12 protein-coding genes and 2 pseudogenes are annotated in these 13,219 nt (G+C 59.1%); 8 read left to right on the top strand and 6 right to left on the bottom strand.

Annotation, left to right across the window (positions count from 1 at the left end; all coding sequences use genetic code 11):
* Positions 1-40 precede the first annotated feature (40 nt).
* Positions 41-737 (top strand): annotated as a pseudogene (locus JQ586_RS39130) (IS630 family transposase); the annotation flags it as partial.
* Between the two features lie 857 nt (positions 738-1,594).
* Here JQ586_RS39130 and JQ586_RS39125 read toward each other — a convergent pair.
* Positions 1,595-1,885, bottom strand: a complete 291-nt coding sequence (locus tag JQ586_RS39125; protein WP_212399969.1) for a DUF1330 domain-containing protein — start codon at positions 1,883-1,885, stop codon at positions 1,595-1,597.
* A gap of 521 nt (positions 1,886-2,406) precedes the next feature.
* On the opposite strand from JQ586_RS39125, the gene JQ586_RS39120 reads away from it, so the two are divergent.
* Positions 2,407-4,164 (top strand): adenylate/guanylate cyclase domain-containing protein, encoded by a 1,758-nt coding sequence (locus JQ586_RS39120; RefSeq protein WP_212399968.1) that lies wholly within the window; start codon positions 2,407-2,409, stop codon positions 4,162-4,164.
* An 82-nt stretch (positions 4,165-4,246) separates the two neighbouring features.
* Here the strand turns inward: JQ586_RS39120 and JQ586_RS39115 are convergent, their stop codons facing one another.
* From JQ586_RS39115 to JQ586_RS39105, 3 genes are all read right to left on the bottom strand, one after another.
* Positions 4,247-4,492 (bottom strand): DUF1127 domain-containing protein, encoded by a 246-nt coding sequence (locus tag JQ586_RS39115; RefSeq protein WP_212399967.1) that lies wholly within the window; start codon positions 4,490-4,492, stop codon positions 4,247-4,249.
* 73 nt (positions 4,493-4,565) lie between these two features.
* Positions 4,566-5,465, bottom strand: coding sequence for a slipin family protein (locus tag JQ586_RS39110; protein ID WP_212399966.1), 900 nt, complete (start codon positions 5,463-5,465; stop codon positions 4,566-4,568).
* Positions 5,466-5,470: 5 nt separating this feature from the next.
* Positions 5,471-5,860 (bottom strand): GntR family transcriptional regulator, encoded by a 390-nt coding sequence (locus tag JQ586_RS39105; protein WP_212399965.1) that lies wholly within the window; start codon positions 5,858-5,860, stop codon positions 5,471-5,473.
* Between the two features lie 225 nt (positions 5,861-6,085).
* Between JQ586_RS39105 and JQ586_RS39100 the strand changes: the two genes are divergently transcribed.
* The 3 genes from JQ586_RS39100 to JQ586_RS39090 all read left to right on the top strand — a co-directional run bounded on the left by JQ586_RS39100 (position 6,086) and on the right by JQ586_RS39090 (position 8,339).
* Positions 6,086-6,994 carry an alpha/beta fold hydrolase gene (locus tag JQ586_RS39100; RefSeq protein ID WP_212399964.1) on the top strand — a complete coding sequence of 303 codons (909 nt, stop codon included), beginning with the start codon at positions 6,086-6,088 and terminating at the stop codon, positions 6,992-6,994.
* Positions 6,906-7,382 carry a transposase gene (locus JQ586_RS39095; RefSeq protein ID WP_409411048.1) on the top strand — a complete coding sequence of 159 codons (477 nt, stop codon included), beginning with the start codon at positions 6,906-6,908 and terminating at the stop codon, positions 7,380-7,382. The genes JQ586_RS39100 and JQ586_RS39095 overlap by 89 nt, the downstream gene beginning before the upstream one ends.
* A 102-nt stretch (positions 7,383-7,484) precedes the next feature.
* The gene (locus tag JQ586_RS39090; protein ID WP_212399962.1) at positions 7,485-8,339 is read left to right on the top strand and encodes an arylamine N-acetyltransferase; all 855 of its coding nucleotides are present in this window, start codon (positions 7,485-7,487) and stop codon (positions 8,337-8,339) included.
* 372 nt (positions 8,340-8,711) lie between these two features.
* Here the strand turns inward: JQ586_RS39090 and JQ586_RS39085 are convergent.
* Together JQ586_RS39085 and JQ586_RS39080 are read right to left on the bottom strand one after the other, a co-directional pair.
* Positions 8,712-9,372 (bottom strand): annotated as a pseudogene (locus JQ586_RS39085) (IS110 family transposase); the annotation flags it as partial.
* A 432-nt stretch (positions 9,373-9,804) separates the two neighbouring features.
* The gene (locus JQ586_RS39080; protein ID WP_212399961.1) at positions 9,805-10,083 is read right to left on the bottom strand and encodes a transcriptional regulator; all 279 of its coding nucleotides are present in this window, start codon (positions 10,081-10,083) and stop codon (positions 9,805-9,807) included.
* 80 nt (positions 10,084-10,163) lie between these two features.
* Here JQ586_RS39080 and JQ586_RS39075 point away from each other — a divergent pair, with 80 nt between their 5' ends.
* The 3 genes from JQ586_RS39075 (at position 10,164) to JQ586_RS39065 (ending at position 12,873) form a co-directional block, all read left to right on the top strand.
* Complete coding sequence (locus tag JQ586_RS39075) at positions 10,164-11,000, top strand: YqaJ viral recombinase family protein (protein WP_212399960.1); 837 nt, start codon at positions 10,164-10,166, stop codon at positions 10,998-11,000.
* Positions 10,981-12,129 carry an ERF family protein gene (locus tag JQ586_RS39070; protein ID WP_212399959.1) on the top strand — a complete coding sequence of 383 codons (1,149 nt, stop codon included), beginning with the start codon at positions 10,981-10,983 and terminating at the stop codon, positions 12,127-12,129. The genes JQ586_RS39075 and JQ586_RS39070 overlap by 20 nt, the downstream gene beginning before the upstream one ends.
* Before the next feature lie 90 nt (positions 12,130-12,219).
* Positions 12,220-12,873, top strand: coding sequence for a hypothetical protein (locus JQ586_RS39065; RefSeq protein ID WP_212399958.1), 654 nt, complete (start codon positions 12,220-12,222; stop codon positions 12,871-12,873).
* The last annotated feature ends 346 nt before the right edge of the window (positions 12,874-13,219 follow it).

Genomic DNA, 13,219 nt, shown 5'->3' with positions numbered 1-13,219 from the left:
TATGATTCAAGATGCTGGCTGGGCTGGAGGCCAGCATCCGATGGTCCGACCAATTTCCAATGATCTGCGTAAGCGGGCGGTTGCGGCAGTTGCGAAGGGCGGGAGCTGCCGCTCGGTGGCATTGCGGTTTGGGGTTGCGGTGTCGTCAGTTGTCAAGTGGTCGCAGCGTTATCGAGCGACCGGCTCGGTAGCGCCCGGCAAGATGGGCGGCCATCGCAAGCCTGTACTTGATCCGCATCGCGCCTTCATCATGGAACGGATCGGTCAGACGCCGCATTTGACGCTTCACGCCCTCAAGGACGAGCTCGCCGCGCGCGGGATCAAGGTCTCCCACAATGCGGTTTGGCTGTTTCTACGGCGTGAAAGGCTGCGGTTCAAAAAAAACACTGCTCGCCCTCGAGCGAGCTCGCTCCGACATCTCGCGTAGACGCCAGCGCTGGCGTTCATGGCAGGCCAACCTCGATCCCCGACACCTGGTCTTTATCGACGAGACCTGGATCAAGACCAACATGGCCCCACTGCGCGGATGGGGGCCAAAAGGCGAGCGCGTGCGCAGCTTCACGCCACATGGTCATTGGCGGACGCTGACATTCCTTGGCGCCTTGCGCTGTGACCGCCTCACTGCACCTTGCCTGTTCGACGGTCCAATCAACGGCGAATGCTTCCGCGCCTACGTTCAGCAGATTCTCGTTCCGCAGCTCCAGCCTGGCGACATCGTCATCATGGACATGTGTGGACGCCCCCGGTGATGCAAGAAGATTCTTTTCAAAGAGCGCAGAGCGTGGTCGGGTGCTGACATGTGTCCGGCCAGCCGGCGAGGAGGCGCCTAACCGCTGCCGGTGCGATCGTCGGCGGTAAGAACGTTGTGGAAACGCAGAGGATCGCGCGGGGCAGCAACGCCGCGGTGAGAGACGATGCGTCGGAAGGCCCTCCGGCCCCGCGCTAACGACAGGCTGCGCGCAACCAGAGTCGTGCGCAACCGTGCTTGTGGAAAAATACCGCCTCAGCAGCCGGGCAAGCGCCGCCAGCCGACGCTCCAAATATTCCGGGCCGAGAACCGGGGCCTTCCTCATTCCAGCTCTACGCTGTCAGACCAACCCTGGGCAGGGATTGCCTGACGTGACGGACCGTAGCTGCGATTGCTGAACGCCATCTTGATGCTCCCGGGCGCTCCTCGCATCTAAAAGACAAGGCCCCGACGCAGGGGACGCGCGCGCCGAGGCCCTGAATAATCCAGCCGGAATTGCTCCGCGAACTGGATGACACGTCGAGCTATTAGGCGGTCGGAAAGCGTCGGGGATGAAGGCGCGGCGCTGGTTTGCTTGCAAATTTCCAATCCCTCGGGGTCAGGGACGACGCGAGCTACTGCGCGTCGTGGGTGCGGATGACTAAGGCGCATCTCCATGGATTCAGATGCTACCACCGGCATGGGCACCAAATCACGGCGAGCACCTATTCGGCGCCACCGTCCAGCACCTCGCCGAACGGGCCACGGATGCGCGCAGAGAGGCAAACGTCATAGCCTGCCAAGCTTGGATCGCCCGCATGCAAAACGACGCCTCAGATGACCCAACCGAGTGACGGCCTCTCCGGATCAGGCCCCTATCAGACAGGCCGCACGTGTTGTCGCGTTGGCATGCCGGATCGGCACAATCGCCTGATATTCGGAGCAATTATACCAAGCCATCACTTGTTCTGGACTGTCAAACTCGATGACGATGACACGGTTGGCGAATCCTCCGCCTTCGATCGCCTGAGGCTGGCCACCTCGTACCAGAAAGCGTCCGCCAAACTTTTCGACGGTCGGAAGCACTCGCGTGCGATAAGCTTCGTAAGCTTCTGTGTTTGCAACGTCGACTTCACTCAGAAAATAGCCCTTTGGCATGTCGCCCTCCCTTCTCCTGGAGCCTCAAATTCTAGCATAGCGGACGAGGTCGGACTGACGGCCGAGGGGGGTTGACCCCGCTGCGGATATCGGCCCAATCGACAGCTATTAGCACGCCCGTTACGCTTCGAACAAAGCCGCCGCCACGCCAGCGCTTGGAATCACTTGAGCGGTTTGGACACGGGGGATCTGCTCGATGCGGAACTGCCGCTGGAGCGGTACATGCGTTGCATGGACTGCTCGCGGCGGACCGGGCATGCGTTCAAGCGGAGCCACCTGGTTGCGCTGCGGACCAACAAGATTTCGGCGATGAACCCGCCGTCGGTGTGGTGGCCGGGAGCGAGGTGACCATCAGTTCGGGCCTTGGGCAGCTAAACTTGTCGCCATATGGAAGCAGGATAGAAGCAGTCAGCAATCGCTCAACACGACGCAAATGATCCATTTCGGACATTGGCACTCACCGGCCAGCGACCTACAATAGTCGGCAATTCGATAACGGGTTTTCCGATCTGGGGGCTCGAATGAGCAATGATCGGGTACGGCGGCGACTGGCAGCGGTTCTTGCAGCGGATGTCGTCGGCTATAGCCGGCTTATGGGCCGCGACGAAGAGGGCACGCTCGCTCGGCTCAAGGCTCTTAGAAGCACTTTGGTTGACCCGAAAATCGTCGAGCGTGGCGGCCGGATCGTGAAGACGACGGGCGATGGCATGCTTGTAGAGTTCCCAAGCATCGTGGACGCTTTGTGCTGCGCTGTCGAAGTTCAGCGTGCAATGGCCGAGCAGAATGCTGAAGTACCGCAAGAGAGCCGGATCGAATTCCGGGTCGGCGTCAATCTCGGCGACATCATCACCGACGGCGAGGACATCCACGGCGACGGCGTGAACATTGCTGCTCGGCTTGAATCCCTCGCTGAGCCTGGCGGTGTCTGCGTCTCCCAGACTGTCGTCAATCACGTCCGCGGGAAGGTGCCTTTCGATGTTAGGGACGGAGGGGAGCAGGTCCTAAAAAACATTGCCCGACCTGTTCATGTCTTTCATATCATCACCGCCGCCAGTCGGCGGGACATCGGATCGGAAGCCACAACCTCGACGCCGGCGCTACCGGACAAACCATCGATTGCCGTCCTGCCATTTCAGAACATGTCCGGCGATCCCGAGCAAGACTATTTTGCCGATGGAATGGTTGAGGAGATCATCACGGCGCTTAGTCGGATCAAATGGCTCTTCGTCATCGCTCGAAATTCGAGCTTTACGTACAAGGGCCGAACGGTCGACGTGAAGCAGGTTGGGCGCGAACTCGGCGTCCGATACGTTCTCGAAGGGTCTATCCGCAAGGCAGGCAATCGAGTCCGCATTACAGGACAGCTCATCGATGCCATCTCTGGCGTCCATCTCTGGGCCGAGCATTTCGATGGCTTACTGGAAGATGTCTTCGACCTTCAGGACAAGGTGGCGATCAGTGTTTCCGGCGTCATTGAGCCGACATTGCAGGCGGCCGAGATACGGCGATCGGAAAACCGGCCGACGAATGATCTGGCCGCCTATGATTTGTACTTGCGTTCTGTAGCACTTACTTTTGCGTGGGAACGGACTTCAGTCATTCGCGCCGTCGATCTCCTAGAGCAGGCGATCAAGCGCGATCCCGATTACGGGCCCGCTCTTGCGTTGGAAGCGATGTGCTACCAAAACCTGCACATCAACGGATGGAGCACGAATCAGGAAGAAGATCGCCAGCTGAGCATTGATTTTGCTCGGCGAGCCGTTCGAGTTGCCGGCGACGACCCCATTGTTCTCAGTACTGCGGCCCACGCACTCGGTTACTTTGAGGAGAATATCCATCCAGCCATTGCCTTGATTGACCGCGCGCTAGAACTCAACCCAAGCTCAGCTACCTCCTGGTACCGGAGCGGTACGCTCAGGCTTTGGGCCGGGCAGCCCGAACTCGCGATCCAGCACTTCGAAGCCAGTTTGCGTCTTAACCCGCGCCGCGGCGGGCCGGGCCTTTTTGGAATCGGCCTCGGTCACTTTTTTGCCCGGCGTTTCGACATAGCGGCAGAACTGTTGCTACAATCGCTGCAGGTGAATCCGAATTGGGCACCTACCTATCGTTTTCTCGCGTCTTGCTACGCTCACATGGGACGGTTGGATGAGGCGCGCAAAATGGTCGAGTGCCTGCGAACCATTACGCCCATCGTGGTGCCGAGCGTAGCGTCACATTGGCGTCGCCCGGAGGATCGGGCGCTGTACTTCGACGGCCTGCGCCTCGCCGTTGGCGAATAACCCCACATTAGACGTCACGAGAAGCGATGAGTGTAGGAGAACTTTCAACGCCTGGCATCCTCTGGCGCCGAATATCGGACAATCATCGAACGGTAGATGGGACGCCTCGCGGATCGATGGCGCGGTTCGAGGTGACGTAGTCGATTTCGCCGCGCGTAATGCCGATGTCCTGAAGCTCCCGATCATCCAGCCCGCACAAATCGGTGCGTAGCCTCTCGCATTTGCGCCATTCTCGAAACAGTACCCAACATCTCTTGAAGAGGCTAAACGTCTGCCGCGTCGATCCGGTTGTCTGTGCGAAACCCGTCCTGATGAACGTCGTGCTCATTATAGCAACTCCTTGACGAACTTATTTTGACCTCACTATCTCGGGACCCTCCACGGCAAGCGCGATCCTGCCACTACAATTGAGCCGGAAGCGGACGCGCGGCAGCAGCGATACCCATCGCACCACCGGGGTTCATGGCGTCAACCATTGCCGTCGGAATGAGAATTGTGGCACCGCGCTCCTTGGTCGTTTCATAAATGATATTCATGGCGCGCAGCTGCATCGCAGCTGGAGTACGAGCATAGATGTCCGCCGCTTCTACGAACTTGAGCGCTATCTCCTGTTCGGCTTGGCCGAGTAAAACGCGCGCAAGTCGCTCGCGCTCGGCTTGCGCCTGTCGGCTCATCGCGTCTTGCAATGCAGGCGGCACACCAATGTCCCTGATTTCAACTGAAAGTACCGCCACGCCCCAATCTGCGGTCTTGCGACCGATTTCTTCACGCAAAAGCTCATCGCCCTGCTTGCGCTCGGACAACAAGTTCGACAGCAAGGACGACCCGACCATTTCCCGAAGTGAGGTCTGTGCGACCTGCGTAATCGCCTGTCGATAGTTCGTGATTTCGAGCGCGGCTCGCTGCGGATCGTGGATTTGCCAGAATATCACCGCATCGATATTCACCGGCACGGTATCTTTGCTGAGCGCCTTTTCCGCGTTGATCTCCGTGGTCTGGATACGTTGATCGAGCCAGGACGCGACCGTATCGATAAACGGCACAATCACGAACAGGCCGGGCCCGCGAATGGCGGACAGTTTTCCCAACCGGAGAACGACGGCGCGCTCCCACTGATCAGCAACCTTGATCGCTTGAGGTATCAGGATCGCGACGATGACCAGAACCGCAGCAAGGACATAACCGCCGCGCGAGGTGGTGTCGTAGGAGAACCAGCTGGTCGTGACGGCAAGTGCGAGGGCGACACCGGCAAGTGTGATGGCGAGCTGGTTGGCACCTTTTGCACCAAAATAGCTGTTCATGACGACTATTCCTTTTGCTTTGTGAGGGCCTTTATTCGATCCGCCAGGGCAGTCGGGTCGATCCCCGCTGCGACGGCCGTGGCGAGGGTCTGTTTCGCGAGAGCGTCGATCTGCGATGCCTGCGCGCGCGCTCCCATTGGCGGTGGAGGCTGGGCTACGAAGCTTCCGCGACCCCTGACCAGCGTGATCGCGCCCATCCGCTCCAGTTCGTCGTAAGCGTGCCGGACCGTGTTGAGGTCGATTTTCAAAGCCACCGCCACTTCGCGCATGGTTGGCATCTGGTCGCCGCTCGCGAGCACGCCCGCGCCCAGGGTTCGCAGGATCTGTTCACGCAACTGGACGTAGATGGGAACGCCCGAATTATCGAGACGAAGCGATTTAAATAGTGTATGCATTGACTAGTACAGTATACATACGGTACTATGCTGTCAACGCTAACGCACGGGCCCTTTGGATCAATGGCCGCTCCAAGCTTTTGGAGAACTCTGGTGCGGCGAACGAAGTCCATCGGACTGGCGGCGCGCGCCTCTCGTCTTGGCCGTTTCGGACGTGCTGAGCACGCAAGAATGGCGAAGCGAAGAGCTTTGATCCAGGGAGACAATCACTGCGAGGAGGTCGCAATGTCTATTAGCAGAGCTATATACTGTTCTCTTCTTGCTTTGATTTCTACATCGACCCTGAACGCCACGACCACCATAGCGGATGAAATCAAGCGAATATCTGTCAACGGCTACGAGCTTGCCTATGTCGAGCAGGGTCAGGGCGAGCCGGTCATCTTTGTTCATGGTGGTTTGCAAGATTATCGCATGTGGAGCGAACAGCTTCCGAAATTTGCGGCCCACTATCGTGCCATAGCCTACAGTCGCCGGAACAACTATCCAAACGTGGTGAGCCCGGAAGGAACGCCGGACAGCGCGGCGGATGTGCACGGTGAAGATCTCGCCGCTTTCGCGCGCGCATTCGGCTTCTCCAAGATCAGGGTCATAGCGCATTCGTCAGGTGCACACGCCGCGCTTTTTTTCGCCGCGACACACCCAGATATGGTTGTCAGCCTGGCGCTGAATGAGCCGCCCGCAATGGGCATACTCAGCGGCGTGCCCAACAGCACGGACATTTTGAAGGAGTTTGTTAAAAAGCAGGCGCCCGCTAGAGAGGCCTTCAAGGCCGGCGATGTGCAACGAGGCATCCCTATGATCGTAGATGGCATCGGCGGTCCGGGAGCCTACGGACGCCGGTCGGACGCTCACAAGAAGATGAACTTCGACAACGTCGCTTCGTATCAGGCGGATGCGACCACGAAACGGCCGCGACCGGTTTTCACCTGCGACATGGCCAAAACGATCACCGCCCCCACGCTCTTATCGAATGCCGAACGAAGCCCTCCTGTGTTTCATCTGGTCATAGATCAGTTAGAACGTTGCTTGCCCAATCGCGAGAGAGTTGAGATCGCTGCAAGTTCGCATACCGTTCCATGGGAAAATCCCGACGCCTACGATCAAGCTGTCCTTGACTTCATGGAGAAACACTAGCGGCGCGTTTGCCCTGTTGCAGTGCGCCTGTAAGAATTGTTCGATCAAACTCCAGTGCACGCCCGGGTCAGAGCGACGGATCACGCGATGGGAGCACGAGGATCTCTCGACGCCGTGCGGCAGCGGCTCGATGCGAACCCGCTCGCTATGCGCCCTTCGTCGCGAGACTGTCGAGCATCCATTCGGCACGATGAAGGCACGCATGGGGGCGACGCACTTCCTGACCAAACCTCTCCCAAAGGTAGCCGCCGAGATGGCCCTCTCGATTCTGGCCTATAATCTGACCCGAGCAATGAATATCAGAATATCCTCGGGATCAGGCCATTTATCGCCGCGATCGCGGCCTGACGCCGGCCCAGTTTTGGCTTCAAGACTGCCGGCCCTGTAAGGCCGTTTTTACACGCCCAAGACCCATTGCGGACATGGCCCTTGCCAGAGCCGTGCCGCTGGCGTGAAATGGAACTCGTTCCACTTTCGCCGGAGGCTCTCGATGGATGACGGGGGTTTTGATCAAGAAGGATGGCTCGCCCGCATTGGCTACTCCGGGGGGCGTGCCTCGACGCTGGAGACATTGCGAGGTCTGGTTTTTGCCCACGCACATGCCATCTCGTATGAGAGCCTGGACATCATGCTCGGCCGCATCCCCAAGCTCGACGTGGCGTCGCTTCAGAAGAAAATGATCGACGGCGGTCGGGGCGGTTACTGCTTTGAGCAGAACATGCTGTTTCGGGCCGGTCTGCGTTCGCTGGGATATCAGCTCACAAGTCTGCAGGGGCGGGTGGTCCGGGGCCTCGATATCGATGCGCCCCGGCCCGCGATCCATATGCTTCTCATCGTCCATCTGCCCGAAGGGGACTATCTGGCGGATGTGGGGTTCGGGAATCTTGCCCCGACCGCTCCTCTCCTCTTCAAGCCTGGTATCGAACAGGAAACGCCTCACGAGACGATGCGGTTCATTGATGTCGGCGGCGAGCTCACTTTGCAATCGAAGCTCGGAGATGAATGGGCTCACGTCTATCGCGTGATTCCTTATCCCCGTTACGACGGCGAATACGAAATCACGAACTGGTTTACGAGCACGCACCCCGATGCGCCGTACCACAGTAACATGATTGCCGCCCGTCCGGGACCGAACCGAACGCGCATTACGATGTTCAACGCCCGCGTGACCGTGCGGTATCCCGATGGGCGTGCTGAGCGACGGACACTGAATGGCAACAAAGAGTATCGCCACGTCGTGCGAGAAGAGTTCGGGCTGAACGTATCTCAGGAGGACCTTGCCGCAATGCTGGAAGTCGTTGAGCAGCGTGGTGCAAAAGGGGCGCCGCATCCATTCTTTTCCTAACGATTGCACGAAGCCGCTGCGGGCCAAGTCTGCTTCTGGCCCGTTCTCGGAAGTCCGATAACGTCTGCCTTCGCGCCGCTGTTGGGGGACAAGCGAAACAGACGCGCGTGCTCCTAGCGGCAGATTTTATGATGGGGTTGTCTAATCGCTGCTGAAAGGTCAAGCATATAATCTTGTTGAAGTGCTTGCCGGGTGCACGGTTGTCTTCGCGGTCGACAGTAGCCGCCGCATGATGGAGCTTCGCGGGTCGAGCCTTCAATGTGGACGACGCACTTTGTTGAGTGAGCGGTGCAACCAAATCAGCGGAATGGCTCGGCTCGCGTCCCAGCAAGGGAACACCTCAAGCGTTCAGCTTCAGAACGCTAATCGGATTCATGCCACGGCTCCGGCTGTCGGATTGAACAGCTCGCCAGTCTTAAGCATTGTATGCATTATCACTGCTAGCTTGCGCGCCACAGCCACGGCAGCTCTTTTGAAGCCGTTCTTTCCCGGAGCTGCAAACCCCACGTGCGCAACGTGCTTTCGCTTGAGCTGCGCGTGAGAATGACCGTCGCTGCTTCGTACAGAAGCCCTCGCAAATGACGGTCGCCACATCGGGATATATGGCCGTCATAATCGACTTCCTCGGATCGATAGCGGCGCGTCGTCAGGCCGATCCACGCACCAACAAATCGGGATTTCTTAAAGTTGTCCGGCTCCTCAATGGCCGTGGCAAAGGCGGTTGCGGTGATCACACCGATGCCGGGAATGGACATCAGGATCCGGCAAGCCTGGCTCTGTCGCGCGTCGCGGACCAACTGGCGTCCGAGTTCGGCGGCGCGGATGCCACGCCAGGCTTCCAACATCGGAAGCACGATCGATGCAAGTCCGTCTTGATCGCTTGATCGGCAAGAAGGCTCCGGACGTTCTTCTCGAAGGTGCTTCCCTTTCCGGCTGTAACGACCAGACCGAAGGTTTTCATGACACCGCGGATCTGGTTGGAAAGCTCGGTAGAAATTCGGACGAGCCGCATGCGCGCCGCCACTAGAAAACGCGACCGAAAGGCTGGATCAGCGCGTCTGCTGCCGTAGGCCCGATCGATGACAAGGCCGCTCAACAGGAAGAACAAATCCGACTGCCAAATAGCCATGCGGAGCCAACCAGTTGAGGTGAAGGGGTGCGCAGATGTGAAACAGACGGTGATCGCAGCTGATGAGCATCAAGGATCGCAAAATGACGATCAGCGGTAGTTGGCATGTGCGCGTCCAGCTAGCTTCGGGGAAGCCTGTGCGGCAAGGAGATCAAGCTGTCTTACAATCGCGCTAGCGTTTTTTAACCGCTTCGCCCCGTTTTCCGTTTCTTGCTGATGGTCACAAGAGGCACGCCAGCAGCGGCTGCCACCTATTTTGAGCTGATTTTCAACCCGCCGTGCGGCGGTCGCCTCGGTCGGGTGAACGTCTGCCGCTGCCAGCAGATACTCGCCGGCTTATTCGTCGGGATTTTCCTTTGCCGACTTTCGAAGACGTACACCCGGTCCGCCGCCGTTCTCGTCGATGAACTCCACGCCGGCGGACTCCAATGCGCTGCGAATTGCCAAGTTGTTTGCCGCTGTCAGCGAGGTCTCCGCAATCGACAACTCGGCTCTTCGAATGGTCGTCAGGCCAACTGACGAAGTCCGGGCAAGGTCTTCTGCGCTCCAGCGGATCAGCGCCCTAGCGGCGCGAATCTGAGCGCTCGTCAGCGATTTTTTTGTTGAACTATTCATCTCGTATGGTATTTTTCATTCCTTATAGATTTAAAAGTTCCACGTATTCGATTTTTGGAACGGCGCTTGAGGAGAAGGCCATGATTCCTACCGTTTGCCTAGAATCCAAACGTAGCCCCCGCCGCTCATTCATCGGCGGCTCCGATGCCCGGATCATCATGGGAGATGACGAGGCGGCTCTGGCCCGGCTGTGGAAAGAAAAACGCGGCGAGACCGAGCCGGAGGATCTTTCCAGTAGCCTCATCGTCCAGCTCGGCACCGTAACGGAGCAGCTGAACCGAGCCTGGTACGAAAGGAACGCCGGCCATCTCGTTACCGACGTCCAGCGGCGGGTTTTCCACGCGGTTCACCGCTGGATGGCCGCCACCCTAGACGGTCGCATCGAGGCCACCGGTGCTGTGTTTGAAGCCAAATTCATGCTGCCATGGAATTTTTCAGAAGAGGGCGCAGCAGAAAAGCACATGGCCCAGCTGCAGCATAACATGTGGGTGACCGCGGCACGGACGGCAGTGCTGTCGATCATCACCGGCGGCGGCAAATGGGTGCAAATCACCATTCCGGCCGACCCTCTGTACCAGCACCTGCTGCTCACGGCTGAGAAGAAGTTCTGGCGATGTGTGCGAACCGGCGAACCGCCTCAGCTGTTTGGGGTTGAACCGCCGCGGCCCAGAATTGAGGCGGTCCGAACGGTCGACATGAGCGGCTCCAATGCCTGGGCGGAATTTGCCTCCCTTTTCCGATTGACCCGCCCTGCGGCGCTCGACCATGACCGGGCCAGGGCCGAGTTGAAGGCACTGCTGCCCGAGGACGCCAAGGAAGCCTTAGGACACGGGGTAAAGGCCAAGCGATCCAAGTCCGGCGCGATCAGCTTTGAGGTTCTGGATCTGGAGACCGGCCGTGCAGCGCTCCAGCACTAGCATCGGGGCGATTGCGGCGGCGCTTGCCAAGGCCCAGGCCGAGATCGCCAACCCGGAAAAGTCCCTCACTGCGACGATCGCTTCGCCCTTTCCGCGCGAGGGCAGCCGGACGTTTCGGTATGCGCCCTTGTCGGCCGGGCTCGATCTTGTCCGCAAGTGTCTCGGCAAACACGAGATCGCCACGGTGCAGGCAACCGCCCTGGATAGCGACAGTGGGCTGATCAGGCTGACCACCACCCTCTTCCACGCCTCCGGCGAATGGGTGTCCTCGGATTGGCCGGTCTGTCCGGTCAGCGAGACCGCGGCACCACACCGGCTGGGAGCCGCCCTCACCTATGCCCGGCGATATGCCCTGTTCACTCTGGTCGGGATTGCCGGCGAGGATGACCTTGATGCGCCCGACCTGCCTTCGGCGGAGTTGTCTCCAGGGCCAGCAAAGGACGCCTCTGGAGGCCAACAAGGCCCAGCCGAGCCGCATGAGCCCACAACAACAGCGGCCATGGGCAAGGCTCTGAGCGCGTCCAACGGACGATCTCGAGCCGAGCGCCCGAGGCCATCAGGGCTGTTGCCGGATGTCTCCAAGCGGCTTCGGCAACTGCTGATCGCGGAGCTTGATCAGCTCGAAAAGCTAGAAACTCTTGCTGCCTGGGCGCACCGCGCCCTCCCGCTCAAGAACCAACTCACCGCGACTGATGCCTCGACCGTTGAAACCGCGTTTGCGGCCAGGCTTGCCAGTATCGGCGAAGCTGTGTCGGTTTCCGTCCCCGATGACAATGGGAATGGTCACGGGCAGTCACCGCCGAGCGACCAGGCCTCGAAACAGGTCACGGTCATCGCCAAACCGGCGCGTGAGCACGATCGTACGCACCTGAAATTTGTGGCCTCTCAGCCCTGTCTCATCTGCGCCCGAACGCCGTCGGATCCGCACCACATCAAGTTTGCCGAACAGCGGGCGATGGGACGAAAGGTTAGCGACAGGTTCACCGTTCCGCTCTGCCGGCTGCATCATCGTGAGCTGCACCGACGGGGCAACGAGCGCGCATGGTGGGCAAACGTGCGCATCAATCCGTTGCTGGTCGCAGCAGATTTCTGGGCCATGACACATGAGGGCCTCGGCCACGGCCGATAACGATATTTCCGATCATACTGAGATCAATGGACGACGTTTTGCCAGGTCGCAAATCGACGAAACGAAGCCAATTTTCCACCCGGAGGCAGAATGACTTCCTTTCGGCAAATTGAGGCCAACCGCCGCAACGCGCGGCTCAGCACCGGACCCATCACTGAAGAGGGAAAAAGGAGATCACGGCAGAACGCGGTGCGACATGGACTGACGGCGGAAACCGTGATCGATATTTTGGAAGACGCCGAAGAATATGCGGCGTTCGAGATGGCCGTCACCGCGGACTATGATGCGCAATCGGCAGTCGAGAGAGAGCTGGTCCTCAGATTGGCAAGTCTGTTGTGGCGGCTGCGCCGCGCCACTGCCATCGAGAGTGGTCTCTTCAAGATCCAGGCGAAACAGCTGCTCAAATTTCGGCCAGGACGACGGGACCGCCTGAGCCGTCAGAAGATCATCGACGTCATGTATCAAAACGCAGTCCTGAGCGAGGGTAAACCGCACCGGGATCGAGACGAGTGGCCCCACGAGACCGCAGATTCCGATCTAATCAGCGAACCAACCGACCAGTTCGGCGATGTTACGCTATCTTTTGTTCGCCTGACCAACCTGCCGACCTATCCGCTCGACCGCTTGAGCCGCTACGAGGGAACGCTTTGGCGGCAAGCGTGTCAGATCCTGTTCGCGCTTCAGTGCCTCGGTCGACGAAAACCCTGGGGAATCATGAGAGGTCGAGCACAACGGCGCCTCTGACTGTGCGACCGATGGCCTCTAGTCATCTCGCTTAGGTCGGGAGGCTCCCTGACTGTCAGGTCGCGTGTCTGGCTCCGCCCCTGAAGGCGGGCGTCTCAGATTATGAGAACGCGTCATAGATAGTCACCATCTGGCTTGACCAATTAGTGGTTTATGACATCCGACGCGACCCGAGCACTAGCGGCTCAGGCCCACAGAAGATCACCGTCGGCGACATGCGCGAGATGGGCGTCCGCAGCGTCCTGGTCTATTGTGCGTATTTCGCAAACACGGGACAGTGGTTTCGCTAACTGACGGACAGCAGTTTCGCTAAATCGCGGACAGCGTGGCGGCGCTGGCTTTTGGT

The sequence above is a fragment of the Bradyrhizobium jicamae genome, from assembly GCF_018130215.1.
Taxonomy (GTDB): Bacteria; Pseudomonadota; Alphaproteobacteria; order Rhizobiales; family Xanthobacteraceae; genus Bradyrhizobium; species Bradyrhizobium jicamae_A.
Note: the sequence above shows the minus strand (reverse complement) of the source record. Positions and strands in the feature narration are given on the sequence as shown.